27 protein-coding genes are annotated in these 23,105 nt (G+C 71.5%); 19 read left to right on the top strand and 8 right to left on the bottom strand.

Annotated elements, in window-relative coordinates; all coding sequences use genetic code 11:
* Nucleotides 1-9 precede the first annotated feature (9 nt).
* From SYYSPA8_RS37840 to SYYSPA8_RS37820, 5 genes are all read left to right on the top strand, one after another.
* The gene (locus SYYSPA8_RS37840) at nucleotides 10-468 is read left to right on the top strand and encodes an NUDIX hydrolase (RefSeq protein ID WP_323452034.1); all 459 of its coding nucleotides are present in this window, start codon (nucleotides 10-12) and stop codon (nucleotides 466-468) included.
* Nucleotides 465-1,157, top strand: coding sequence for a hypothetical protein (locus SYYSPA8_RS37835; protein WP_323452033.1), 693 nt, complete (start codon nucleotides 465-467; stop codon nucleotides 1,155-1,157). Before SYYSPA8_RS37840 ends, SYYSPA8_RS37835 begins: the two co-directional genes overlap by 4 nt.
* Nucleotides 1,154-1,675 carry a hypothetical protein gene (locus SYYSPA8_RS37830; protein WP_323452032.1) on the top strand — a complete coding sequence of 174 codons (522 nt, stop codon included), beginning with the start codon at nucleotides 1,154-1,156 and terminating at the stop codon, nucleotides 1,673-1,675. The genes SYYSPA8_RS37835 and SYYSPA8_RS37830 overlap by 4 nt, the downstream gene beginning before the upstream one ends.
* 267 nt (nucleotides 1,676-1,942) lie before the next feature.
* Nucleotides 1,943-3,127 (top strand): ParB/RepB/Spo0J family partition protein, encoded by a 1,185-nt coding sequence (locus SYYSPA8_RS37825; RefSeq protein ID WP_323452031.1) that lies wholly within the window; start codon nucleotides 1,943-1,945, stop codon nucleotides 3,125-3,127.
* Between the two features lie 12 nt (nucleotides 3,128-3,139).
* Nucleotides 3,140-3,991, top strand: a complete 852-nt coding sequence (locus tag SYYSPA8_RS37820; protein WP_323452030.1) for a ParA family protein — start codon at nucleotides 3,140-3,142, stop codon at nucleotides 3,989-3,991.
* A gap of 101 nt (nucleotides 3,992-4,092) precedes the next feature.
* Here the strand turns inward: SYYSPA8_RS37820 and SYYSPA8_RS37815 are convergent, their stop codons facing one another.
* Nucleotides 4,093-4,401, bottom strand: a complete 309-nt coding sequence (locus tag SYYSPA8_RS37815) for a hypothetical protein (protein WP_323452029.1) — start codon at nucleotides 4,399-4,401, stop codon at nucleotides 4,093-4,095.
* 337 nt (nucleotides 4,402-4,738) lie between these two features.
* Here SYYSPA8_RS37815 and mobF point away from each other — a divergent pair, with 337 nt between their 5' ends.
* Complete coding sequence (gene mobF / locus SYYSPA8_RS37810) at nucleotides 4,739-6,649, top strand: MobF family relaxase (RefSeq protein ID WP_323452028.1); 1,911 nt, start codon at nucleotides 4,739-4,741, stop codon at nucleotides 6,647-6,649.
* A 107-nt stretch (nucleotides 6,650-6,756) separates the two neighbouring features.
* Nucleotides 6,757-6,972, top strand: a complete 216-nt coding sequence (locus tag SYYSPA8_RS37805; protein ID WP_323452027.1) for a hypothetical protein — start codon at nucleotides 6,757-6,759, stop codon at nucleotides 6,970-6,972.
* A 772-nt stretch (nucleotides 6,973-7,744) separates the two neighbouring features.
* On the opposite strand, the gene SYYSPA8_RS37800 is transcribed toward SYYSPA8_RS37805, so the two are convergent.
* Nucleotides 7,745-8,395, bottom strand: a complete 651-nt coding sequence (locus tag SYYSPA8_RS37800; protein WP_323452026.1) for a DUF3223 domain-containing protein — start codon at nucleotides 8,393-8,395, stop codon at nucleotides 7,745-7,747.
* Between the two features lie 301 nt (nucleotides 8,396-8,696).
* Here SYYSPA8_RS37800 and SYYSPA8_RS37795 point away from each other — a divergent pair, with 301 nt between their 5' ends.
* The 4 genes from SYYSPA8_RS37795 (at nucleotide 8,697) to SYYSPA8_RS37780 (ending at nucleotide 11,859) form a co-directional block, all read left to right on the top strand.
* Nucleotides 8,697-10,178 carry a replication-relaxation family protein gene (locus tag SYYSPA8_RS37795; RefSeq protein WP_323452025.1) on the top strand — a complete coding sequence of 494 codons (1,482 nt, stop codon included), beginning with the start codon at nucleotides 8,697-8,699 and terminating at the stop codon, nucleotides 10,176-10,178.
* Nucleotides 10,179-10,228: 50 nt separating this feature from the next.
* Nucleotides 10,229-10,858, top strand: coding sequence for a hypothetical protein (locus SYYSPA8_RS37790; protein ID WP_323452024.1), 630 nt, complete (start codon nucleotides 10,229-10,231; stop codon nucleotides 10,856-10,858).
* Nucleotides 10,859-10,939: 81 nt separating this feature from the next.
* The gene (locus SYYSPA8_RS37785) at nucleotides 10,940-11,467 is read left to right on the top strand and encodes a hypothetical protein (protein ID WP_323452023.1); all 528 of its coding nucleotides are present in this window, start codon (nucleotides 10,940-10,942) and stop codon (nucleotides 11,465-11,467) included.
* A gap of 95 nt (nucleotides 11,468-11,562) precedes the next feature.
* Nucleotides 11,563-11,859 (top strand): hypothetical protein, encoded by a 297-nt coding sequence (locus SYYSPA8_RS37780; RefSeq protein ID WP_323452022.1) that lies wholly within the window; start codon nucleotides 11,563-11,565, stop codon nucleotides 11,857-11,859.
* Here the strand turns inward: SYYSPA8_RS37780 and SYYSPA8_RS37775 are convergent.
* The gene (locus SYYSPA8_RS37775; protein WP_323452021.1) at nucleotides 11,838-12,104 is read right to left on the bottom strand and encodes a hypothetical protein; all 267 of its coding nucleotides are present in this window, start codon (nucleotides 12,102-12,104) and stop codon (nucleotides 11,838-11,840) included. The genes SYYSPA8_RS37780 and SYYSPA8_RS37775 overlap by 22 nt on opposite strands.
* 132 nt (nucleotides 12,105-12,236) lie before the next feature.
* Here SYYSPA8_RS37775 and SYYSPA8_RS37770 point away from each other — a divergent pair, with 132 nt between their 5' ends.
* Nucleotides 12,237-12,644, top strand: coding sequence for a hypothetical protein (locus SYYSPA8_RS37770; RefSeq protein ID WP_323452020.1), 408 nt, complete (start codon nucleotides 12,237-12,239; stop codon nucleotides 12,642-12,644).
* 3 nt (nucleotides 12,645-12,647) lie between these two features.
* Here SYYSPA8_RS37770 and SYYSPA8_RS37765 read toward each other — a convergent pair whose 3' ends face one another.
* Nucleotides 12,648-12,929, bottom strand: a complete 282-nt coding sequence (locus tag SYYSPA8_RS37765; RefSeq protein WP_111339965.1) for a hypothetical protein — start codon at nucleotides 12,927-12,929, stop codon at nucleotides 12,648-12,650.
* Nucleotides 12,930-13,033: 104 nt separating this feature from the next.
* On the bottom strand, nucleotides 13,034-13,294 hold the full coding sequence (locus SYYSPA8_RS37760; RefSeq protein WP_158564905.1) for a hypothetical protein: 261 nt from the start codon (nucleotides 13,292-13,294) through the stop codon (nucleotides 13,034-13,036).
* 210 nt (nucleotides 13,295-13,504) lie between these two features.
* Between SYYSPA8_RS37760 and SYYSPA8_RS37755 the strand changes: the two genes are divergently transcribed.
* Nucleotides 13,505-15,433, top strand: a complete 1,929-nt coding sequence (locus tag SYYSPA8_RS37755; protein ID WP_323452019.1) for a pRL2-11 — start codon at nucleotides 13,505-13,507, stop codon at nucleotides 15,431-15,433.
* Nucleotides 15,434-15,568: 135 nt separating this feature from the next.
* Nucleotides 15,569-16,381: a hypothetical protein gene (locus tag SYYSPA8_RS37750; RefSeq protein WP_323452018.1), complete on the top strand. Its 813-nt coding sequence runs from the start codon at nucleotides 15,569-15,571 to the stop codon at nucleotides 16,379-16,381.
* A 101-nt stretch (nucleotides 16,382-16,482) separates the two neighbouring features.
* On the opposite strand, the gene SYYSPA8_RS37745 is transcribed toward SYYSPA8_RS37750, so the two are convergent.
* Nucleotides 16,483-17,055 (bottom strand): hypothetical protein, encoded by a 573-nt coding sequence (locus SYYSPA8_RS37745; RefSeq protein ID WP_323452017.1) that lies wholly within the window; start codon nucleotides 17,053-17,055, stop codon nucleotides 16,483-16,485.
* Between the two features lie 163 nt (nucleotides 17,056-17,218).
* Between SYYSPA8_RS37745 and SYYSPA8_RS37740 the strand changes: the two genes are divergently transcribed.
* The 5 genes from SYYSPA8_RS37740 (at nucleotide 17,219) to SYYSPA8_RS37720 (ending at nucleotide 19,538) form a co-directional block, all read left to right on the top strand.
* A complete protein-coding gene (locus SYYSPA8_RS37740; RefSeq protein ID WP_323452016.1) occupies nucleotides 17,219-17,497 on the top strand; it encodes a hypothetical protein in 279 nt (92 codons plus the stop codon).
* Nucleotides 17,454-18,008 (top strand): DUF6879 family protein, encoded by a 555-nt coding sequence (locus tag SYYSPA8_RS37735; protein ID WP_323452015.1) that lies wholly within the window; start codon nucleotides 17,454-17,456, stop codon nucleotides 18,006-18,008. Before SYYSPA8_RS37740 ends, SYYSPA8_RS37735 begins: the two co-directional genes overlap by 44 nt.
* A gap of 10 nt (nucleotides 18,009-18,018) precedes the next feature.
* Entirely contained in the window at nucleotides 18,019-18,867 is an 849-nt protein-coding gene (locus tag SYYSPA8_RS37730) for a helix-turn-helix domain-containing protein (protein ID WP_323452014.1), read from the top strand.
* Nucleotides 18,868-18,966: 99 nt separating this feature from the next.
* Nucleotides 18,967-19,155: a hypothetical protein gene (locus SYYSPA8_RS37725; RefSeq protein WP_323452013.1), complete on the top strand. Its 189-nt coding sequence runs from the start codon at nucleotides 18,967-18,969 to the stop codon at nucleotides 19,153-19,155.
* Nucleotides 19,152-19,538, top strand: a complete 387-nt coding sequence (locus SYYSPA8_RS37720) for a restriction endonuclease (RefSeq protein ID WP_323452012.1) — start codon at nucleotides 19,152-19,154, stop codon at nucleotides 19,536-19,538. Before SYYSPA8_RS37725 ends, SYYSPA8_RS37720 begins: the two co-directional genes overlap by 4 nt.
* A 187-nt stretch (nucleotides 19,539-19,725) precedes the next feature.
* Here SYYSPA8_RS37720 and SYYSPA8_RS37715 read toward each other — a convergent pair whose 3' ends face one another.
* Both SYYSPA8_RS37715 and SYYSPA8_RS37710 read right to left on the bottom strand, forming a co-directional pair.
* A complete protein-coding gene (locus tag SYYSPA8_RS37715) occupies nucleotides 19,726-20,124 on the bottom strand; it encodes a hypothetical protein (protein WP_323452011.1) in 399 nt (132 codons plus the stop codon).
* Nucleotides 20,124-22,535: a DEAD/DEAH box helicase gene (locus SYYSPA8_RS37710; RefSeq protein WP_323452010.1), complete on the bottom strand. Its 2,412-nt coding sequence runs from the start codon at nucleotides 22,533-22,535 to the stop codon at nucleotides 20,124-20,126. The genes SYYSPA8_RS37715 and SYYSPA8_RS37710 overlap by 1 nt, the downstream gene beginning before the upstream one ends.
* Between the last annotated feature and the right edge of the window lie 570 nt (nucleotides 22,536-23,105).

Below are 23,105 nucleotides of genomic sequence, written 5' to 3'. Positions count from 1 at the left end.
GAGGTCCCCGTGACCGACACCGAGACGTTCGAGACCATCCGCTACACCGCCGACGTCGTCGTCCTGACGCCCGGCGGCGACGTCCTGCTGATCGAGCGCGACTGGCCGCCGTTCGAAGGCCACTGGGCCTGCGCCGGCGGACACGTAGACCCGGGGGAAACGAGCCGCCAGGCCGCCGCCCGCGAACTCGCTGAGGAGACCGGCGTCCACGTGGACACCGGCGACCTGCACCAGATCGGCGTCTGGGACCAGCCCGGCCGCGACCCCCGCGGCCGGTACGTCACCGTCGCGTACCTGGCCACCGTCCCCGCCGACACCCCGATCACCGCCGGAGACGACGCCCGCACCGCCCGCTGGTGGCCCCTGAACGCCCTGCCGGACCAGCTGGCGTTCGACCACGCCCAGATCCTCAGCGCGGCCGTAGCCCTCACCGCCCACCTCACCCCGGAGCAGGAGTCCACCCGATGAAGCGACCCTCCCTCTTCCGCCGCTGCGGAAACGCCGGCGCCCTTTCCTCCGAGGACCAGGCCGTCGTCGACCAGTTCCGCGCGACGCTCACCGCCCTGCGCAATCCCGACCCCTGGGCGCCCGGCAGCGCCCGCGACATCGCCGTGCGCGTCGGCCCGTTCGTGGAACGCGCGCACACCCGGCCCGGAGACGACCACGGCCCGGACGTGATCGCCGTCGCCCTGGTCCACCCCGGCACCCCGCACGCCAGCGCCTACCTCCACGGCCGCCAGCTCGGCTACACCGAACGCGGCTGGCTGCGCTGCGAGACCACCGCAATCCTCGGCTTCTGGCAGCCCGGCTACGCGATGCTCACCCACGCCGCCGCCGGCCTGCCCCTGCCCGACGACGTCGGCATGGAACCCGCGCACTACGCCCTCTACATCGAGGCCCGCAAACGCGACGACAGCCGCGACGGCTTCACCCTGCTGCGCCTCGGTCCGTACACCCAGACCCGGCACGCCCAACAGGACTACGACGACCGGATCACCGCCGCACTGGACGGACGGGAGACCACCCTCGTGCCCGGCTACCGCGTCAGCGTGCGGTTCGGGCCGTTCGACGTCAGCGACCACCAGCTGTTCGCCGACCCGTACGAGGCCGACGCCGTCGCGCTCCTGGAGGCGGCCGTCGCGGGGGCGAGGGTATGACCGCCCCGGCCCTGTACGAGATCGAGACCAGCGAGGGCGACGACGGGACCATGCACCCCGTCGAACACCTCTGGACACCGGATTACGGCGACCCGAAGCGACTCGGGTTCATCACCCACAACGGCATCACCATCACCGGATACGGAGCAGAGGACGAACCGCCCGTCGGATTCATCGCGCTCGGACACCACCGCTGGGGTCACGTCATCGAGGCCGCGGCCGCCTACATGGTCAAGATCTACGACTGGCGGGAGCTTCACACCTACCCGCACGCCGACCACGGTGACGTCATCCCACGGATCCCCCGCGCCGTTCACACGCACGCCGCGGTCCTGCACCACCCGCACCCGGCCCACCCCTGCGGTTGCGCGTGGGACGACCAGTGGCGTCTGGTCTGGGTATCGCCCACCGAGCCCGGCGCCGTCCCGGTCACCGCCCTACGACACCCGGCGGCCGCGGTGACCGCCGCTGGCATTCCCAACCCCGACGCAGACGCGCCCGCTACCTGGGCAACCTGACACCCACCACGAAGGCCCGTACCCCACGCGAACGATGCGGGGGTGCGGGCCTTCGTGCGTTTACGGATCTTCGCGTTGCCTGCTCCGTGAGCCCGAGGCGTTCTTTACGACGTAAAGAAGAGCGAGGGCCCGAGGGGTGCCGAGCGACGGGGCGATGCTGCCGGGTGTCGCTCTTTACGGCGTAAAGAACGCGGGCTGAGCCTGGAAGGCCCTCGGTCCTCGCTAAGCTCCAGGCCGAGACAGCAGCAAGACCTACCTGGAGTACGAATGGCCGGCGCACAGAACGACGGGCTCTCCCTGGCGGAGCGACGTAGACAGCTCGCGGCCAAGCGGGCACAGGAGGAAGCCGCGGCGAACCCGCAAGGGGCGTCGGCCGATGGTGCGAACGCCACCCCGGAATTCGCCCTCGACTCCCTCGTTCACAACCCGCGCAACGCCCGCCAGAACCTGGAAGGCGTCGACGGTCTCGCGGAGACCTACGAGACGACGGGAGTGTTGCAGCCCTGCCTCGTCATTCCCGTGGAGACGTTCCGGGCTGCCTTCCCTGAGAACGCGGCGGATCTCCCAGACGGGGCCTACGTGGTCATCGGCGGCAACCGCCGTCTCGCAGCCGCGCGTAAGGCGGGGCTGGCAACCCTGCCTGTCCACGTGAACACCAAGCTGAAGACGCGGGAAGACATCCTCGTCGCGGCCGCCACGGAGAACATCGCCCGCGAGGAGCTCAAGCCCTTCGAGGAGCTCGCCACGATCGAGGAGCTCAAGGCGGAGCTCGGCACCTATGACGCCGTCGCCAAGAAGCTGGGCAAGACCGCAGGCTGGGTCTCCCAGCGCCGCCGCCTGCACAACCTGGAGCCCGAAGTCCGCCAGGCGCTCGAGGCGCGGGCCCCCGGCATGACCATCGAGCTCGCCCGAGACCTCGGCAAGATCAAGGTCCGCGAAGAGCAGCTCAAGGCATGGCGCGCCGCGGAGCGCGCCGCGGATCGCTCTGCCAACCCGTCGGCCGGGAAGCAGTCCAAGTCGAAGAAGGCCAGCAAGGTGCCCGCCCAGGGAGGGGCTGGCGACGGAGCCGGCTCCCCGGTGGAGGACGCTGCGGTGAAGGCCAGGCGCGAAGCCTGCGTCCTCGCCATCGTCGCGGGCGCCGGTGACCTCGCCCGCCTCTTCCTCGTCGCCGCCCAGGCCCCGGCCGATGCCGACGAAGCCGTCGCGCTCGCGGGACAGTGGCTCACCGAAACCGCTGTGGGGTCCTCCGCGCTGGACTTGGCGACCCTGTCCGGCGAGGAAGGCACCGACCGCCAGAAGCAGGGCGCCCTCGCGCTGGCCCTCGCCCGCTGCGAACTCCACATGACCCGTTCGAGTGGCACCGACTCCACCCACGCCCGCGCGTACGCGGACTGGCTGGAGACTCACACCGACTACCAGCCCACCGACGCCGCGCCCGCTCCGACGGCGTAGAGCGGAGTGCACATGAGCACCGACACCCTGACCAAGCCCGCCGACAGGGGCCTCCCGACCCGCGTTCTGACGCTCGCCAGCGGTTCGGCCGGCTCCGGCAAGAGCACCCTCGCCGGAGCCCTCGCCGAACAGGCCGCCGCGCACGGTCGCACGGTCTGCGTCATCGGACTGGACCGGCAGCGCGACGTGTCCCGCCTCCTCGGCTACGACGACCCGGACGCCGACGAAAATCAGCTCACCCTCATCGACGTTGTCGACGGCCTCGGCACCCTCGATCAAGCGCTCGTTCCCGGCCGCCACAGCAAGACCAAGGAGCCGATCCCGAACCTCTGGCTCGTCCTGGAATCCGACAGGCTCGACTCCCTCAGCCTGAAGCTCGCGGGAGTCACCGCGCGGGAGATGTGGCTCCAGCGGCTGCTCCCGCAGCTGATCGGGCGGTTCGACATCATCCTGCTCGACTGCCCCGGCAACCTGGACCTCGGCACCCAGGGCGCCCTCATCGCCGCAACCGAGATCGTCGGGTGCACCAAGAGCCAGGAGAAGGAAGCGCGCGGCCTGACGGCGCTGGAAGACAAGATCGCTGACCTGCACAAATCCTTCGGGGTCATGGGCATGCGCGACGGACTCGACTGGATCGTCATAGGAGAGGGCGTCACGGGCATCTCCCAGGGCAAGGTCTACTTCGACATCGAGCGACAGGTGCGAGAGGCGTACGGTGACCTCGTCGTCCAGCCCACCATCCGCGACGACGTGAAGGTCCCCGAGTCGTACTCGGCTTCTCTCCCGGTCACGCTCTACAACCCCAAGACCGAGGCCGCCATCGCCTACGTCAAGGTGGGCAAGGCGATGAAGCTCTACGACTGACCGGTCTTTACGCCGTAAAGAGCCCGGCCCGCGCCGTACGCGGGCCGGGCTCTCGGCTTCCAGGCCCAACACCGTTGCCATCCCGCGGCTGCGCCGGACGGTCAGGGGCCGGTGAGGATGTCGTGGGTGCCGATGCGACGCCAGATGATGTGCCGCTCGCCAGGACGGCATGAGGCCCCGTACTGCCAGGTGGCGCGCCCGGCCGGGCCGGTGCCTGCGGACCAGGTGAGTTCGTAGATGCCGGGGAAGCCGCTGATCTGCTTGATGCGGAGGCCGGCGCGGAAGTGCCCGTCGTTGTCGCGCAGGTCGTGGACGAAGGCGGCCACGGCCCGGCGGAAGCGGCGGCGCTGTTCGGGGGTGAGGCGGCGGAGGTCGTTGTTGAAGCGGGTCATGGTCTCGTAGGTCGGCACGTCGGTCCTCCAGGCAGCAAGAAGCCCCCGGCGCTGCCGGGGGCGAGAGTGGGTGACGTGGTGCTGGGTGCGGCGTCCTTGGCCGCTGGGTGGGGGAGCGGTACGCAGTAAGGCGCTCGTTGACGCTGGAGGCGTCTACTCGCGGTTTTCGGGGCGTGTGAGGCGGATGTGGCGGGGTGGCCGCGCAGCATTTGCATGGCCCGGGTGGTGTCCGCCGGGCGGGCGCGGCGCCGCCGGAAGTGCCCGCCGGACGGGATCGGCCGTGAAGTTCCGGTGAACCCTCCCGCCCCACGGGATCGGGCTTTTTTGCAGGTCAGGCCCGGTGTCCCCTGTGGGGATGCTGAGTGTCGCGAAGGTCCAGAGGCGTAACGCCTGGCGCTACTACGTACGCGGAGTTGCCTTCGGGGACGGCCGCCGCCCGGTCGGCCAGTCCCTCAAGGCCGCCCAGGAGATGGCCGGCCTCCCGCCGGGACGGTGGTGGGGGCGCGGCCTGGCCGCGCTCGGGCTCACCGCGGGCACGGAGGTGTCCGAGCGGCAGATGGAGCTGACCTTCGGGCAGGGCCGGCACCCGGACGCCGACCGGATCGAGCAGCACCTCCTGGACGACGGCGCCGACCCGGACACCGCGCGTCGGGCGACCGTGCTCGGGCAGCCGATCGAGGAGATCGAGGCCCGCAACCAGACCCCGCTGCTCGCCCTCGACTTCACCTTCCGCCCGCAGGCGTCCCTGATCGTGCTGTGGGCACTGGGAGACGCCCACACGCGCCGGGTCATCGAGCGGGCGCACGAGCGGGCCGTCGACAGGGCGCTGCGCTGGCTCGAGGACGAAGTCGCCGAGACCCGGTGGTCGTCGGGCCGCGGCCGCGCGAAGACCCCGGCCTTGGTGGTCGCCGCCTTCCGGCACTTCGAGAATCGCGATGGCTTCCCGCTCCTGCATGAGCACTGCTTGGTCCTCAACCGCGTGCAGCGCCTGGACGGCAACGGTGATCCGAGGTGGGGCGCGCTGGACACCCGCCGCCTCTACCGGCACGTGGTGGCCGCCGGGACGCTCTACACCCTCGCGATGACGACCGAGGTGTGCGAGGAGCTCGGGTTGGCGACGGTGCCCCGGGAGGTGACGCCGGGCCTGCGCCCCGTGATGGAGATCGCCGGTGTCGACTCCGAGCTCATCGACTGGTCGGCCACCCGCCGCCAGCAGATCGAGGACGTCCTGGAGGGCCTGACCTACAAGTACGCGCAGGAGCACGGGCGGCTGCCCGGCGAGCAGGCCCGGCACGGTCTGGGGTGGTGGGCGGCGCAGGACACCCGCCGGGAGAAGAAGACCCCGCGCCCGCTGGAGCAGCTGCTCGCGTGGTGGAAGGCGTCCGCGCTACTGAAGTTCGGCAAGCAGGTGGTCGACGGGCTCCTTCACCGCTGCCGCGCGGCGGGTGCGGCGATCCGGGCCCGGGTGGACCCGCACGTCGACGTCGTGCTCGCCGCCGTCGACGTCGCCGCGGTCGTCTTCACCGTGCGCGGCAAGTTCGCCCGCCGCCACGTCCTGGCCGAAGCGCGCCGGCATCTGCTGGAGACCCTGCGCGGCCGCGAGTTCACGCGCGGCCTGGACGACTACATCGCGGGCCGCGCCCTGGCCGACCACGGCCGCCAGACCACCGATCCCCAGCCCGGCCGCCGGGCCCCGGCCGCCGACCAGATCTTCTACACCGCCGACTTTCCCGAGCCCGAGCCCTGGTTCATCGCCGGCACCGGCGGCAAGCCGCCCCGGGAGTCGTCCCGCTACGAGCGGGCCCGGGTCGCCAGCCTCGCCGTACGCAACGCGATCCGCGCCGCCCGTACCGCTCCCGCCGGGCAGGCCGACGCCCCGGCCGCGACGACGTCGGCCGCCGCGCGTACGGACGACCAGCACCACGACCAGGCGTCAGCCCCGCCGCACGCCGTCGACCACCCCGGCCGGGACGCCGCCCTCACCCCGGCGCAGCGGGCCGCCGCCGTCCACGCTCATCAGCAGGCCGCGATGCCCGAGGAGTACCTCCAGGGCCGCACGACCGACGCGGGGACGTGGCTGCGCACGCCGAAGAACTTGGAGCGGCTCGCCGCCTTCACCCGCGCCGCCGACGCCCGCCGCCGCACCTACGAGGACACGACGCCCCCGGCCGCGCCCGACGCCCCCGTCGCCGACAGCCGCCGCCAGGAGCACGAGCAGCAGCACCGGCAGCCCGGTCACGGCCAGGGCCCCGGTCCCCGGCCGTGACCGCCCGGCGGGACGCACATCGAAGCCGACGTGCCAGCCCCCGGCACGCCCCCGGCGCCCCGGCCCCGGAGACACCAGAGCGCGGCGAGAGTACGGGGACCGCCCCCGTGAACGAGGAGGAACCCGTGGTCGACCTGATCCTGATACAGCTCTCGCCGAAGCAGCGCGAGCGCCTGGAGCACCTGGTCGACGCCAGCCAGCTGCGGACGGCGCTGTACCCGGCGCCGACGCCGCGGCCGTCGGTCCGGCGCCGCTCCCGGCAGTACCCCGGCGGCCGGCCGAACCCGTGGCGCAGCGCGCGCCTGCGCCGCCGCCGGGGCTGAGTGGACACGGTGGACCCCACCGCGCCGCGCTCGGAGGGAGTGGACGCCACGGTGGTGCGGATCGAGCGGTCCACTCGGTGCGCTCCACCCGGTGCGGGAGTGCGGAACATCCCGGCATCGGGTGCGGTGGTGCGGTGCATCGGGTGCACCGGTGCGGTCGCCGACGATGTCGTGCACTCCCACCGCACCGCACCACCGCACCGGTGCGCCGCACCGCACGTTCCACTGGCGCGCGTCGGAGTGGCCGCCACTCCCGTCCGCTCCACTCGATGCGTGTACGGAGGGTGACGGTGCATCGGGTGCGGTGCACTCGATGCACCCCCCTTGACCGGGTGTGCCGCCGGATTCCACCCAGCCCATCGGATGGAAAGCAACCCTTGTCCACCCACGAGTTTCGGCGTGACCTTCGACGTTTCCCCTTGACACACTCCGCTACCACCACGGAGACGCCCAGCACCGTGCCCTTGATACCCGGTGTGGGAAGGGAGACTTCTCCCTCCCGGCGCACCGCGCACCGTCACCGTCCGTAAGGCGGGTGCGTGGTGCGGAGGATGCCGTGCATCGCCGCATCGTGGTGCGTTCCACCGGGTGGGAGTGCGCGACATCGTCCGCACCGAGTGGAGAGTGGAGGCCATCGCGAAGCGCACCAGGTGCGGGTGGAGTCCACTCGGTGCGCTCCACCGGGTGGGGAAGTGCGTTCCATCGCGCGCAACTCAACGCACCATGCGCGCCGGTCCGCACCCGCGCGCCGCCGGCCCGGACATCCGGTGCGCTACACGCGCGGGCGGCGCAGGTTCTCCTTGGCCGACAGCAGCCCGAGTACGGCGTGCTCCTGGTGGTGGGCGTGCCAGCGTTCCGCCAGGGTCCGGTCGGTGAACAGGGCCAGCCCCCGCGCCGTCTCCGCCGTCAGGTCGACGGCATCGAAGCCACCGGCGGCCTGGACGAACTCCATCGCGATGTCGTGGAAGCGCGGGCCCTGGAAGTAGGAGACGTGCGTGTCGTCCGGGGCCAGAGGCTGGCCGCTCTCGTCGGACACGAGCGTGTGAGACCCCTTGCGGGACTCGTAGTAGGCGTTGACCTGCGGCTGGATCTCGGTACGCATCGCGGCCAGCACGCGCTGCCGGTGGGTGGGGGCGTCCAGGCACTTCTGGTACGAGAAGGCGACCTTGCTGCCGTCGACCAGGACGGCTTCCGGGCCTTTGTGGTGACCGCGCGGGGTGGGGATGATCCGGAAGCGGTCCACCCCCGGGCCGACCTTCTGCGCCGCGTCGGGGTGCATGTCGAGCAGGTCCCGCAGCAGCAGGTCGTCGTCCTCCTGGTCGACGTCCTGACCGAGGCCGTAGCGGCCCAGGATCGCCTGCACCGCTTCCTGCCGGGCCTTCTTCGTCGCGTAGCGGCGCGGGCCGATCCAGACCTCGGGCACGTTGGGCTCCTCTGCCAAGCGGGTGACGGGAGCGCTCACGCTAGAGCACGTTCCCCGGTCCGGACGGAGCTTCGCTCTTGCTGTCAGCCTGCCGGGGGACAGGGAGCCGATCGTGATGCCGCTCACGGACAAAACGGGAGGACATGGGGGTGGTCAAGGAGGAATCGGACACCTGCTGTCGCTGATCGTTAGACGACGGTCAAGGGGTGGCTTCACACGGTGGCCCCGGCCCGCGCGCACAACCGCGTACGGGCCGGACGACTGCCGACCCGGCCTGCAGGCCGGAGAAACCGAGGACCCCGTGCCCGCCGACCTCACTCCCGACCCCGCCTTCGAGCCGCACGAGCCGGCCGACCGCAGCCCCGCTGACGGCGTCGACCAGGCCCCGCCGGCCCCCTCCACGGGCCCCTCCATCGCCCCCTCCACGGCCACTTCGCCCGCCGGGCGCATCCGCGCAGGTCAGCCCGGGAAGTCAGGGTCCGGCGACGCGTTCGACAACCCTTCTAAGTCTTTGAAGCAGACATGGAAGCCGACCCACACCAGGAAGAAGGAAGTGCTGACGGCTCTGGGGATCTTCCAGAGGGCTACCGCTGACCACCTGTGGCGGATGCTCCGGCCCGGAGACCGGCACGACCGGTGCACGAGGGACACCCTCAACGCCCTCAAGGGCGAAGGGAAGGTCCGGGTGGAGACACGACTGGAGTCGGGACACCAGCTGTGGGTGCTGACCGAGCGAGGACACAAGGAAGCCAAGCAGCTGCTCCCGAAGAGCGCGCGGATGTCCGTGCTGCGCAAGCTCCAGTACGACGACGACGGAGAGCCGGTCGACGGCGACGGCTACGACGAACACGCCGCCGCCGTCACCTCGACCGCGGCCGTGCTCACCGGAGCCGGGTACGGCACCCCGCTGTCCTGGCAGACCGAGATCGCCCACCGCCTGCCGTACGGGTACACCCAGTACGCCGACCTGACGATGCGCGCCCCGGACGCCGGGGTGCCCGCGATGCTCCTGGAGGTCGACCGCGTCAACGAGCCCGTCGACGACCTGACGGCGAAGCTGCGCCGCTACAACGACTGGTTCGAGCTCCTGGCGCCGAAGGCCGACAAGGACAGGGAGAAGGCCGCCCGGCGGCAGGGTGCGGCGGTGCACGACTTCCGGCTGTGGTCGCGGATCTACCCGGCGACCGGGCGGGAGGGCTACGTGCCGGTGGCGTTCGTGTTCACGGGCAAGACCGCCGCGCAGCGCGAGAGCCGGATGCGGCGCCTGGAGCAGGCCGCCCGCCGCTACTTCGCCGGCACCCGGTACCCGTGGGCCGGGTTCACGGCCGTCGACTACCACCAGGCGGTGCCCGTGGTCGTCACCGAGCTGGAGCGGATCACCGCCGACCCGGCCGGGGCCGCGGGGAAGGTGTGGCGGCGGCTCGGGCGCGATGAGTGGCAGACGCTGAGCGAGGCCCTGGACAACCCGGACGGCGAGCGGCTCTACCGGAGGGAAGAGGAACAGTCCCGCCGGCGGCAGGCGGAACGCAAGGCCGCGGAGCGCGAGGCGCAGCGGCCGGTGTGCACGCAGTGCGGGACGAAGTTCACCGACGAACGCTGGCAGGTAACCGCGGGGTCCTCGTGGCACGGCCAGTGGGACGGGCTGTGCGGATCGTGCGCGGAGCAGGCCGCCGACCGCGCAGAGGCTGAGCGCGTCGCGCGCCGCCAGGCGGAAGAGGCGGAACGCGCGGCGGCCGAAGCGCCGGCCGTGAAGCCCCGCGGGCTGTTCGGGCGCCGCCGGTAGCCGGGCGGCTTCCGTCTCCGGCCGGACAGGCGGCCCGGCCGGAGGCGAGGATGAGCACCGCGAACAACGACGTGAAGGAGCCGATCGACGTGTCCCTGGTGCGCAAGAACTGTGCGGTGGCCACCCAGCTGACGGTGGAGGAACACCGCGAGCTCGCCAACCTGCGCTTCGGCGCGAACGCGCTGGAGGACTTCACCTGGTGCGAGGTGGAGTCCGGTCACGAGGGCGAGTGGCACTACGCCCTCGGACAGACCGCCAGCGACGGCAACTGGTGGTTGCGCTGGCGGCCCGGGGCCCGTGAGCTGGTCAATCTTCCGCCCTGCACCGCCCGCGACACCGAGCACGCCCCGGACGACCCGACGCCGTGCCTGCTGTTCGACGGCCACGACGGCCGCCACACCTTCGAGTTCGGCATGGCGACCAACCGGCAGGGCCTGCTGCACCGGGCGCTGACGGTCGGCGACCTGCGCAAGGCGATCGAGGGCCTGGACGACGACACCGCCGTCCGGGTCGGGGCCGTCACCACGGGCGTCCTGCCCGACCTCGAGTTCGAGGCGCTGCTCCAGGCGGTGGGCGAGGGCGGCGTCGAACGCCTCGCGCCCGGCGGGGGAGTGGAACCAGCCCTGGTGCTCCTCATCGGCTTGGGCTCGGTGGACCAGAGCGACCGCGAGGTCATCTGACCGGAGGCCGCCTTGCCCGCCCACTCCACCGGGCGGAAAGATCGACACAGACCACCGACGTCATCGAGGGGGAAGAACACGGTGAGCAACACACTGCTGCGTCCGGACGGCTGGCTCGTGCTGGGGCTGCCCTGGCCGGAGAAGACCCAGGACGGCTGGGGCGAGTGCGCCCTTGCCATCGCCCCGCAGATGATCCCCCGCCACCTCGTCAGCAAAGGCGCCGGCATCGCGCTCGACCTCGCGACCGGCCTGGCCCGCGACCAGAACGAGGGGCCCGGCAAAGCGGTCTTCTTCTCCGACGTCACCCTCTGGCTCGACAAGCAGGGCAAGGACTGGGCGGACTTCGGAGCCGACTACGAAGCCGTCATCGACGAACTCGTCAAGGCACCGGTCCCGCAGCTCTACATGACGCTCGTCCAGAAGGCCCACGCCATCCTGTGCGACGCGAGCCGCGACGGGGTGCGCCTGTACTACCCCGGCGGCCAAGTCGAGCACGTCACCCCACAGGTCCGCGCCGACGTCCACGCCGCGATCACCACGAGCCTGGAGCGGGACTGGCCGCACTACATCCAGGGCCTCATCGACCGCGGCGCCCTCCAGACCCAGTAGCACCGCATCGCTCCCGCCTCGGGCCCGGCCACCCCGGCCGGGCCCGACGCCGTCTCCGCCCCCCCGTTGTCGGTGACGGCTGGAAGGCTGGTCGGATGAACGGTGACGAGCAGCTGCTGACCGGTCGCGTCTACGGCGCGGACCACGACGACCCGAACCCCGGCCCGCTCCCGCACCGGACCTACGCCGAACTGGTCGGCGGCCTGCTGGACGGCCTGCTGCTCGACATCCACGGCTGGCGCACCGAGGAAGTCGACGACGGCGTCGCCCTGACGACCGAGCTGTCCCGGTGGCCCGGCGGCCGCGCCCTGTACGACCCGCAGCCCGGCGAGCCCCGCACGCCTGGCCCCGGCGTCAGCTGCCGCTTCTACTACTCCGGCGACACACCCTGACCCCAGCCGCCGGCCCCGGCGCCCGGGGTGCCCTCGGTCAGCTGGGCGGCGGTGTTCTCGATCCACAGCAGCGTCCACTCGACTCCGGCCCGCCACCCGGGCTCCGCGCTGTCGTACCGGCCTTCGGCGTCGGCGCGGATGTTGGCGGCGAGGGCGCGCAGATCCTTCTGCAGTCCCTGCCGCTTGGCCGTGTCCATGGCCTGGATCATGTCGTCGGTGATGTCACCGGGTCGCAGTGCGCTCATTGCCCCACCCTGGACGACCGACCCCACGCAAGGCCACCCCTGCCTCGTGCGAAGGGCCTCGCGGCAAAGCCCTGGTCACCGCGTGATCTCCCATGACAGGCTCGTGAGCTTCCAGGCGGAGGGAACGAGAAGATGAAGAACGGCTTCGCGGAGACGCCGGGCGAACTGTGCCCGGACTGCACAGCGGGCCCCGCCCGGGAGAACGTCCGCGTCGCGGGCGGCACGCCGTACGAGATCTGGCACACCTCCGACTGCCCGGAGTGGACCGTCATGCAGATCAGCTTGGAGGCAGGCTCCCGGCGCATCAAGGAACAGGACGCGTGGGCCAAGGAGCTCTTCCCCACCGTGCACGAGCGGCTGAAGCATGCTGCCGAAAGCCTGCCGCCGGACAGCCCCGCCCAGCCGTTCGTCGACGCTCTGACCGAGCTGGTCCAGGCCCAGGCCGACACCACCGGCTTCGTGGTCCTGCACCGGTGGGTGGAGATCCTGGAGCGCCACTTCCCGCCCCAACTGCCGGACCCTGAGCACACCACCGAGTAGCGGTCAGGCGGCGTCGCCGTCGCCGGGCGGAAGCTGAGGCCGGCGGATCCGCTCACGCTCGACCTCGGCAGCGATGACCGCGCGCTGCGTCTCGCCACGCTGCTCGATGGCCGTCCGCTCCGTCGCGCCGCGCTGCTCGATGTGCGCCTTCGCCACCCGCCCGGCCACCGTGACCGCCGTGGCGACGGGCAAAGCCGTGACCAGGATGCCCGGCCAGGCGGAGCCGGTGAGGGAGTCACCCGGCTGGAATTCGGTCGGCGGAACATCAGGCTCGTCTGTACTCATAGCCCCCATCGTCCGGCCCTCGCACCCCTGTTGACCAGCACAGTCACCCGTGCGGCCCACAGGGGGCGGTCAGGGGTCGGTGATGTGGTCGGACCCGATGGACGTCACCGCTCGGGCAGCTTGCGGCGAAGACCGTCCATCGCCTTCTTCACGTCCCCGAGCTGGTCGCCGAGCACCCGCATACGCCAGTCCAGGCGCTCCATCCGGGCAGCGGCCGCCAGCGACGCGAACGTCTGCGCCATCTGCGCCGCGCCCGCCTCGCCCGCCAACGCCTTCTTGACGTACCGGGCGGCCATCGCCTCGTACTGCTTCGCGCGCTCCACCGCAGCCTTGAACTCGGGTGCGTCGTCGTCGTGTTCGGTCATGGAGCCCCTCCCAGGTTGATCTCTCCTCACCGTTGTACCGACCGCCCCGCACAGGCGGAGCCGCTGCCGATTTTCGGGCCGAAAAGTTGTCCACAGATCGCAGCTCAGGGCCCACTTTTCGCCGCGCTCTATCCACAGGCCAACGGCTTTACGGTTCGTGTCCGCTTCCGGGTGTGAGGTGCCGGGACGCACACCGAAAGGGCACGACCGATGGCACAGACGAAGTTCGACAAGCAGGTGGAGGACACCGCCGAATCCCTCGCGTTCGGCATCGGCCGGTTCCTGGCCGGCCGACCGATGGACGGCGAGCGCAAGACCGACGCCACGTTCTGGCGCTCAGGCACCCGGGTCCTGCCGAAGGTCGAAGGCCGCGTCTCCCGGTCCTCCTACCGCGCCGGGTGGAAGCGCCTGACCTTCCGCATCAGCTCGCTGGCCGCCGTCGGCGCGGGCGGCTACCAGGCCGGGTGGGTCCACCAGGACGCCACCGTCGCCACCGCCCAGCAGATATGGGCCGACCCGGCCCCCGCGCTCGCCGCGCTGGAGCAGACCGGGATCGCCGCCGCGTCGACCGCGGCCGTCTCGACCGCCGCCTACTTCGCGCTGACCCGCAAGCGCCGGGAGCTGATGCGCGAGTGGGTGCTCCCGCTGCACGAGGCCCTCGCGCTGCCGCTGCGCCTGCCGGAGCAGACCGACCCGCGCCGCTACCTCCACATCCCGCGCAACTTCTCCGAGGACGACGCGGTGATCCGCGTGGACGTGCCGGGCCGCCTGGACTTCGCCAAGGACCTGGTCGTCGACATCATCGCCACCAAGCTCGCCCTGGAGGGCGTCACCTTCTCCTGGCACCTGGCGGGCCGCGAGACGTACGTGACGGTGAAGAAGACCCGCAAGCCCCCGGCCAAGGCGGCCTTCAAGGAGCCCAAGGTCCGCGAGATCGTGGCCGCCGCGAAGGAGTCCGCGCCCGTCATCGGGATCGGCTCCGCCGGGCGGATCGTCACCGTCGACCTGGACGCCGAGTCCCCGCACATCCTGGTCAACGCGAGCACGGGCGGCGGCAAGTCGGTGACCCTGCGGTGCATCGCCTGCCAGATGCTCCACCACGGCAGCCTCGTGTTCGTCCTGGATACCAAGCGGATCTCCCACCCGTGGGCCAACGGCCTGCCCGGCGTCACCTACTGCCGCGACATCGCCGACATCCACGACCAGCTCATCGCCCTCGGCATCGAAGGCCGGCGCCGTACCCGCGTCGCCGACGAACTGGGCATCGACGCCGACCCGAAGGACATCGGCCCGCGGCTGCTGATCCTCCTCGAAGAGGTCAACGCGACGATGAAGCAGCTGGCCCGCTACTGGGAGAAGACCCGCGAGTCCGGCGACCCGAAGATCTCCCCGGCCGTCGACGCGCTCAACGAGATCCTCTACATGGGCCGCCAGCTGCGCATGCATGTCCTCCTGGTCGCGCAGTCCGCCACCGCCCGCGCCCTCGGAGGCCCGGAAGTCCGCGAGCAGTTCTCCACCCGCATCCTCGCCCGCTACAGCGTCAACGCCTGGCGGATGCTCGCCCCGGAGGTCCACCCGGCGCCGAAGTCCACCAAGCACCACGGCCGCGCCCAGGTCGTCTCCGGCGGGTCCGCGCGGGAGACGCAGATCCTGTTCTTCACCGAGGCCGAAGCCCGCGAGTGGGCCACCACCGGCACGCCGGCCCCGCCCGCAGCCGGGGCGCAGCCGGGCTCGGTGCAGCTGCAGAAGCCGCCCGCCGACTCCCTCACCGACGCCTGGTCCACGCCCGCCCCCGAACTGCAGCCCGCCATCGAACCGCCCGCCGACCGCGACGCGCTCGCCGACGCCTGGAGCCTCACCCCGGCCCCGGCCGCCGACCCGGGCGGCCCCACGGACCACACCCCGCCGTCGCCGACGGCCCCGGGCGACGACGACCAGGCGGTGGGGCTCCGTGAGGCCGCCGAACACCACCTGCCCGGCATCACCCTGGCCGCGCTGCGCTTCGCCCGCGCCAACGACCCGGCCTTCCCCGACCCGGTCGACAAGCGCGGAGCCGAGCTCCTCTACCGCGTCGGCGACCTCAAGAAGTGGGCCCGAAACCGGCCCCGCGCCGCCACCGGCACCACCGACCTGGACTGACGGCGGTGGGTGGCGGGTCGGAAATCCGACCCGCCACCCACCGATCCGGACCTGTCCGCTTTCCCCGACACGATCCCCCCAGCTCTGGAGAACACCCGGTTCTCCAGGCACCGCACAGAAGAGGAACACCCCGCCATGAACAAGACCGCGCTCCCCACGAAGCTCAGCTTCCACGCTCCCGACCTGCGCGAGCAGATAGAGGCACTGCCCGAAGGGACCGCGCTCATCGGCATCAGCACCCACGGCGACGCCATCGCCGTCGACCTGACCGGCGAATGCCCGCACGTCCTGGTCTGCACCGCCACCGGCGGGGGCGGCACCACCGTGCTGCGCTCCCTGACCGCCCAGTTCCTCCACCAGGGCGCCCACGCCCTGGTCATCGACCCCAAGCGGATCTCCCACCTGTGGGCCAGGGGCCTGCCGACCGTCACCCACCGCGGGAACGTCGCCGGCATCCACGACGCCCTGGTCGGCCTCGGAGAGGAACTGGCCCGCCGCCTCGACCTCAACGACAGCGAGCTGGACGCCACGCCCCGGCTCATCGTCTCGGTGGACAGCGCCTACAGCGCGCTGCGCCAGCTCACCCGCTACTGGGAGACGTTCCGCGGCAAGGACGACCCGCACACCTCCCCGGCCGTCGCCGCCCTCGAGGCCGCGCTGTGGACCGGACGCGCCGCCCGCGTCCACGTCATCCTCGACGGCACGCCCGCCCCCGGCGTCCTCGGGGCCGCGCCGCACGAGATGTTCGGCACGGTGATCCTGGCCCGGGTCTCCGCCAGCACCTGGCAGCGCCTCGCGCCGCTCGCCGGCCCCGCGCCGAAGCCGAGCAAGCACGGGGGCCGCGGCCACGTCGTCCAGCGCGAGGAGGTGCACGAGACGCAGACGATTTGGATGACCGACGCCGACGTCGTCACCTGGCTCACCGACCCGGAGGACCCCCAGAGCTGACCCGGGCGCCGGACACGCCACGGGCCCCGGGGGATCAGCCATGACATCCCCGGGGCCCGACTTTTGGAGTCGCGCTGTTCAACGACGGCCCGACTCCGCCGTTACGTCGCCGCCAGCTCAGGCACTTCGAGAGCTTCGGCCACCTTGCGGGCCAGCTGCGCCACCTGCGGCGGCAGGTAGCTGTCCAGCGAGTCGACGTCGTCGCACAGCCGGGCCTTCAGCCCGTGCAGGCACGCCTCGGTGAACAGCCTCTGCGGGTCATCCTCGGGCTGCTGCGCGTTCCGGGCGTGCGTCTGTCCCCCGTGGAACTGCATGCTGGGCCAGCTCCCCGCCTCGCCGGTGCTGGCAGGCGCGTCCTCACCCAGCAGGCCCGCCAGGTGCGCCCACTCGCCCTCGCCGGGCCCGGCGGCCCGGTCGCGCTGCTGAGAGAGTTGGAGATACGACTCCAGGGTGTCCTTCGACGTACCGGTGCGCTGGCTGTACGCCGCGATCAGCATGGCCAGCATGTTCATGGTGTCCGCCGCGTCCGTGGCCCGGTACAGCGTCATCCGCTTCCAGGTGTGCGCCTGGTCGGGCTCGGTGTACCGCAGCACCTCCTGGCAGTTCTGCACGCCCTCGGAGACCAGCTGGTGGATCGCCCGGCGCAGCGGCTCAGGCATCGGGGTGGTGTTCATGGCCGCACGGTAGGGGGAGCGCGTCTGCCCTCACGGCAGTTGCGGCCCTTGGTCACCCGGACGGATCAGAAGCACCGGGGCCGCCGACGCCCCCTTGACGTCGGCGGCCCCGCGCGGGACGGTCGGCGCAACTACGCGCAACCGAGTCCCAGGGGAGTACGTGATGACGCTACGGTTCGTCGGGATCGACCCCAACACCGGCGGTGAGGGATCAGCGACGGTGTGGGTGGAAGAGGAGAGCGCGGACGTGGTCCTCCAGGGCGAGGAAGCCGACGCCCTCCTCAAGTCCCTGGTCGGCTCCACCGAGTGGGTCGCCGGCCACAAGACGGGGATCCCGCCGCACGAGCGGGTGATCCGGATCCCGTTCCACATGGTGCAGATCTTGAGGGAGGCGTGCGATGCCGCTGAACGCGCAGCAGCTGAACACCGCGACGTTCGCTGAGCTGCTCGCCGACACCCACCACACGGCGGTACACCTGGAGATGCGCGACCTGTACGCCGTCGGCGACGAAGCCGACGACTACGCCAACTTCCTGGCCACCGGCGCGGCGAACCTCGACCCGGCCCGGTCGTTCTGGCCCCAGTGGATGCCGCTCGTACAGGACGCGGTCGCCCGCGGCGTGGTGATGCGCCGAGCGAGGATCGTCTCCGAGCCGGTCACCGACTACATCCGGTACGAGCACGCCATCACCCCGCTCAACCTCCAGGCCGGGGAGGACGTGCGTTGGCTGCCCCGCCGCCGCGCCTCCGACATCGCGCTGCCCGGCAACGACTTCTGGCTCCTGGACGACCGGCTGGTGCAGTTCCACCACTTCACCGGCACCGGCGACTGGGCGACCGACGGCAAGGAGCGCACCACCGACCCGGCCGCCGTCGCGCTGTGCCGCGCCGCGTTCGAGACCGTGTGGGAGCGCGGCGTCCCGCACGAGAAGTACACCGTCCAGAATCACTGAGCAGAGCACCGTGAGCGCATCCCCATCGTCCAGCGCACAGGCCGCCCGCGAGGCCCTGGCCGTGCGGCTCAGCCACCTGCGTAAGGACGCCGGCCTTTCCGGGAAGGACCTGTCCGCCCGGTGCGGCTGGCACCCGGCGAAGACCACCCGCATTCAGAAGGCCGACGCCCCGCCCTCCGACGCGGACATCCGCGCCTGGTGTGCGGCGTGCGGCGCGGACGACCAGGCCGACGACCTCATCGCCACCGCCCGCGCCGTCGACTCCATGTATCTGGAGTGGCGCCGTCTGCACAAGGACGGGATGCGCAAGGTCCAGCAGAGCTGGAACAGCCTGCACGAACAGACCCGCGTCTGCCGGGTCTACGTCTCCAACGTGTTCCCGGGCTTCTTCCAGACGCCGGCCTTCGCGACCGCCCTCATGGAGCAGATCACCCGCTTCCAGGGCACCCCCAACGACGTCACCGAGGCGGTCGCCGCCCGCATCGCCCGCTCCCGCTTCCTCTACGAGGGCGGCCACCGCTACGTCGTCCTCCTCGAGGAGTCCGTCCTGCGCTACCGCACTGCCGACCCCGAGGCGATGCGCGGGCAGCTGCGCCACCTCCTGGCGGTGATGCCGCTCGCCTCGGTCTCGCTCGGGATCATCCCGTTCACCGCGCAGCGCACCGTGTGGCCGCTGGAGGCGTTCTACCTCCACGACGACACCACCGCCGTGGTGGAGACCCTGACGGCGGAGATCAAGGTGAAGCAGCCGCGCGAGCTCGCCGACTACGCGCGGGCGTTCGCCGGCCTCACGGAGATGGCCGTCTACGGCGACGCCGCCCGCGACCGCATCACGGCCGCGATCGACGCCCTGGGGTGAACTTCCGCAATTTCCCGCAATCTCGTTGAGGACGGAGCCAGAGCCTCCGTAGCGTCGAACGACACCGACGCGACCACTCAGCACACGGAGGCGGTGCCCATGAGCGCACCCACACCCGCCGGACCCGCACCCGACGGACCCGGCCTCCAGCGGCCCGACTTCGGCCGGCCTTCCCCCGCGCTGCTGGAGCGCGCCGTACGCGGCTACGCCCGCTTCCTCGCCGACCCGGACCCGGACGCCGACAGGGGCGACCACGGCCAGGCCGACGACGCGGCGGGCCTGCGGTGAGCGGGGCCTACGCCGTGCTCCACGATCCCGAGGGCCTGCTGGACGCCGAACTGCCTCTGGACCGTGCCCCGCACGAGGCCCTCGTCACCGCCGTCCTCGCGTGGAAGGACCCGGACCTCGCGCCCCGCGACTACGAGCAGATCGCCCTCCAGCTCACCGGGCACGCCCGCGCGGTCGCCGCCGACGTCCGGCGTCTCGCCACCGCCCTGCCCAAGAGCGACGGCCGCGGCGCCCTCGCCGAACTCATCCTCCGCGAAGCCGACGGCCGCCTGTCCGCCCCGCTCAACGGCACCGCCCGCTGCGTCCAGAATCGAGCCCGCCTCGTACAGGCCCTCTACACCCGGCTCGACCGCCTCACCGAACCCGCCCCGGCCACCGCGTAGTTCACCGGGGGAGCGGCCCGAAGATCCCAGTCCCTACACGCACACCAGTGCGATGCCGCAGCTCAGAACCCCCGGGCATCGCACCCCAGTGCGTGTAGGACCTGGGAGCGGTGCCGCTGGCCCCGGACAGCGAAGGACCCCGGGCGCCCGTGCGCTCGGGGTCCTTCGCCACTCTCACCGTCGACGCTCACCAGTCGTCAGGTGCACTGCCCACCCACGCGATCGGCCGGCCCTCGCTGGTGCGGCCCCAGTGCGGTTCCTCCATCAAGGTCTCGTGCCCGCCGGGCAGTACGCAGATCCGCCCCCAGCGCCCGTGCTTGCCCTCACAGAGCCCGGTGAGCCCGTCCGCGTCGCCCGCCGCCACGGCCTGGTCGTAACGGTCCTGGAACGGCTGGAGACGGGCGCACAGCTCCAGCCCGAGCTCCGTCTCCGCCGCCTCCACCCGCTCCCGCGCCGCCTGCACCCCCGGGTCGGCCAGCACAGCCGAGATGATGTCCTCCGCCTCCGCGAAGGCATTGGTGCGCGCGTGCCGCCGTACGGCGTCCTGCACCCGCTGCTCCTCGGTCTCCTGGTCGCTCGCGCTCATCACGCCGCTCCTTCCGTGGCCGCCCACTCCAGCCCGAGGCCGGCCAACGCGGCGAGCTTGTCGACGGTCAGCTTGGCCCGGCGGCTCTTGCTGTTGCTGAGGAACACCCCGAGCTTGACCTCCGTCCCGTCCGGCAACGCCTCTACGTGGGCCCTGGGGACCTTCACAGAGCCCGTGCGGGCCTTGTACTGCGCCAGGGCCGCAACGCCCCTCTCGAAGGCGCTCACGGGCGCCGTGGACGGCTCCGTCGGCGCGGCCTGCTCGACCGGGGCCGGAGCGGCGAGCGGGGTGACGCCGACGGCCTCCAGGCGCTCGCGCTGCCCGTCGGCCAGGGCCGCCCACACCTTGGGCTGCCGCTGCCGAGCCAGCCACTTGCCGACGTCCATGCCGTGCACGGTGAAGCCGGGCAGGACCTCTGCCGGGCCTTCCTCGTCACGCACCAGCTCGCGCAGCGCGGCGTAGTGCCGCTGCCACTCCGTGGGCCACTCGGGGTTCCAGTCCTCGTCCACGGCCGCCAACGCCGCCTCCCACTCCGGGTGTTCGGCCAGCGCACCGGGACGGCGCAGGTTGCTCAACCACTGCCCCACCGGCTTGTCGAGCGCGGCCGCCGACCGGGGAGCGCACAGCGTCCAGTGCTCCTGGTAGTACACCCGGGCCGCCGCCAGGTTCTCCTGGAACCGCGCATCGGCCGCCGACCAGGCCATGCCGAGCTTCTCCAGCCGCGCCGCGCGCCGGCCGTTCATCTGCCCGGCCCCGTACGCACGTCGCTGCTCCGCGACCCACGTCCCGAGCGGGAACGCGCCCTCCTTGTGCTCGTACGGCACCCGGGCGTGGCCCTCGCGCTCGACGAAGTCCTTGAGCTTCGCCCAGCCGCGGGCCCAGTCCTGCCGCTCGGTGTCGATCACGTTGAAGGACACCCAGTTCGCGACCATCGACGGATCACGCGGGGCCGAAAAACGGAGCAGCAGACGGGTTTCTTCCTCGTTATCGGCGGGCGCGGCACCGATGTATTCGGAGGGCTGCGCGATGTCCTTCTGAGGCTCCTGCGGGATCGCCAGCAATTCCACGGCCTCTTCATCGTGAGCCCGCAGACCCTCAAGAACCTTCACCAACGGCTTGTACGAACCAGAGGTGAACATATCCTCCGGGCTTTCATCGGGCTGGAGAAATACCGGCACGATCAAAGAAGCGAGCTTTCCCTGTCCGGGCTTCTGGCGCAGCGCGCGGCCAATCGCCTGGACGATGTCGTGCGGGGCGCCCTTGGGGTCCAGGAGCGCCACGGAGTCCACGGCCCGGATGTCCACGCCCTCGCCCAGGACGCGGCAGTTGGAGAGCACGGCCCGCCGGGCGGTGGATCCGAACTTCCCCAGCACGTCCCGCCGGCGCTCGGGGACGTGCTCGCCGCACAGCCAGTCCGCCCAGATCTCGGAGGGGTACTTCTCGGGCTGGTCGGCGTGCAGCCGCTTGGCCACGCGCTGAAGGCCCTCCGCGTACGCCGCGGCCTCTATGGTCCGGTGGTGGAAGGTGATGCAGGTCTGGAGGTTGTGCTGCTCCATCGTGTGCAGCAGCGCGGCCTGGAGCGCCCCGAGGCGCTGCCCGCGGACCTCCTCGGTGTGCCGCTCCTCGCCCATCAGCCGCTCGGGCGTGACGACCGGGTCCTGGAGCTCCAGGACGATGATTTGGTACCGCGCCAGCAGCTTCCGGGACACCGCCGACGCCAACGAGAGCTTGTACAGGACCGGCCCGAAGACCTTCTCGTCATCCATGGAGGCCGCCATCTCGCGCGGCAGCGGGTCACGCACCCCTTCGGCGACCTCGCGGTTCAGCCGCTCTTCCCAGATCCGGGGCGTCGCGGTCAGGTACAGCCGGCGGTGCGCCGGGATCTTCGTCTGGTCGTGGATGTCCGCCCACGCCTTCCCCATCGAGCCACTGGTCCGGTGCGCCTCATCGACCACCGCCAGGTCCACGGGGGCGAGTTTCTGCCCGTAGGCGCCCTCGAAGGCTTCCACGAGCACGCCCAGCGAGGCGTAGGTGGCGTAGATGGTCACCGGCCCGGCGCTGTGCCACAGGGCCAGCTGCACGGGGTTGGTGGTGCTCCGCACCCCCAGGTGGAACAGTTCCGGGTCGTCCAGGGGCGAGCAGACCATGACGGCCGGCCCCTTGTGCCCGGCGCCGCTCCACGCCTTCACGGTCTGCGCCAGGAGATCCAGGGTCGGCACCACCACGAGGATGCGCCCCTTGGGCACAATCCGCTTTGCGGAGGCCGCCGCGATGATGGTCTTTCCTGTCCCGCACGCGGCGTGCACCTGCCCGCGCAGACCATTCCAGGGAATGCCGCCCGGCGGGATATCGAGGCCGCGCACGATGGCGGCTACGGCCTCAATCTGGTGTTCACGCAGTTTCACGGCCATTCCCGTGTTCTCCTTTTCGCGGAATGCGACGCGTATTAGGAATGAGAGTCCGGCGCGGTGACTGGCGGGCCGGGGTGGTGGTGTCTGGTCCCAAACTCTACACACCCGGCACCCGTGATGCATTACCCACGCGACAGGTTCGCTCTGTAGGCTGATGCTTGGCTGAATCCCGCCCCGCACGCACGGTTCATAGGGTATGCTGGCGGGGTATTGGTGAACGTGAGCGGCCGGGTTCGAGGGTGGGGGAGTGGTCAGGGTGGAGCGCAGCGGAGCCCGTCACTGCGGCGCGGGCCGGCACCCGATCGGGCCGACGGTCCGTCACTCTCGTTGCGGGGTGGTGGTCAGGAACCCCAAGCCCTACACAGGCCCGCGCGTGATGCACCTCCCCTCATAGCCAGTCCGGGTGATCGCGCTTGCGCGGTCGCCTCCAATTCGCGCTTGCGCGAATTGGATTCCGTTAGTAATTCCGCTTGCGGAATTCCATTCCCGCGCTTGCGCGGGAATCCGAATTGCGCTTGCGCAATTCGCGCTCTATGCCCCGGCTTGCCGGGGCATAGCCCGCTCCGCGGG

It is taken from the genome of Streptomyces yaizuensis (genome assembly GCF_034961445.1).
Classification (GTDB): domain Bacteria; phylum Actinomycetota; class Actinomycetes; order Streptomycetales; family Streptomycetaceae; genus Streptomyces; species Streptomyces yaizuensis.
This window is presented reverse-complemented; position numbering and strand designations above follow the sequence as displayed.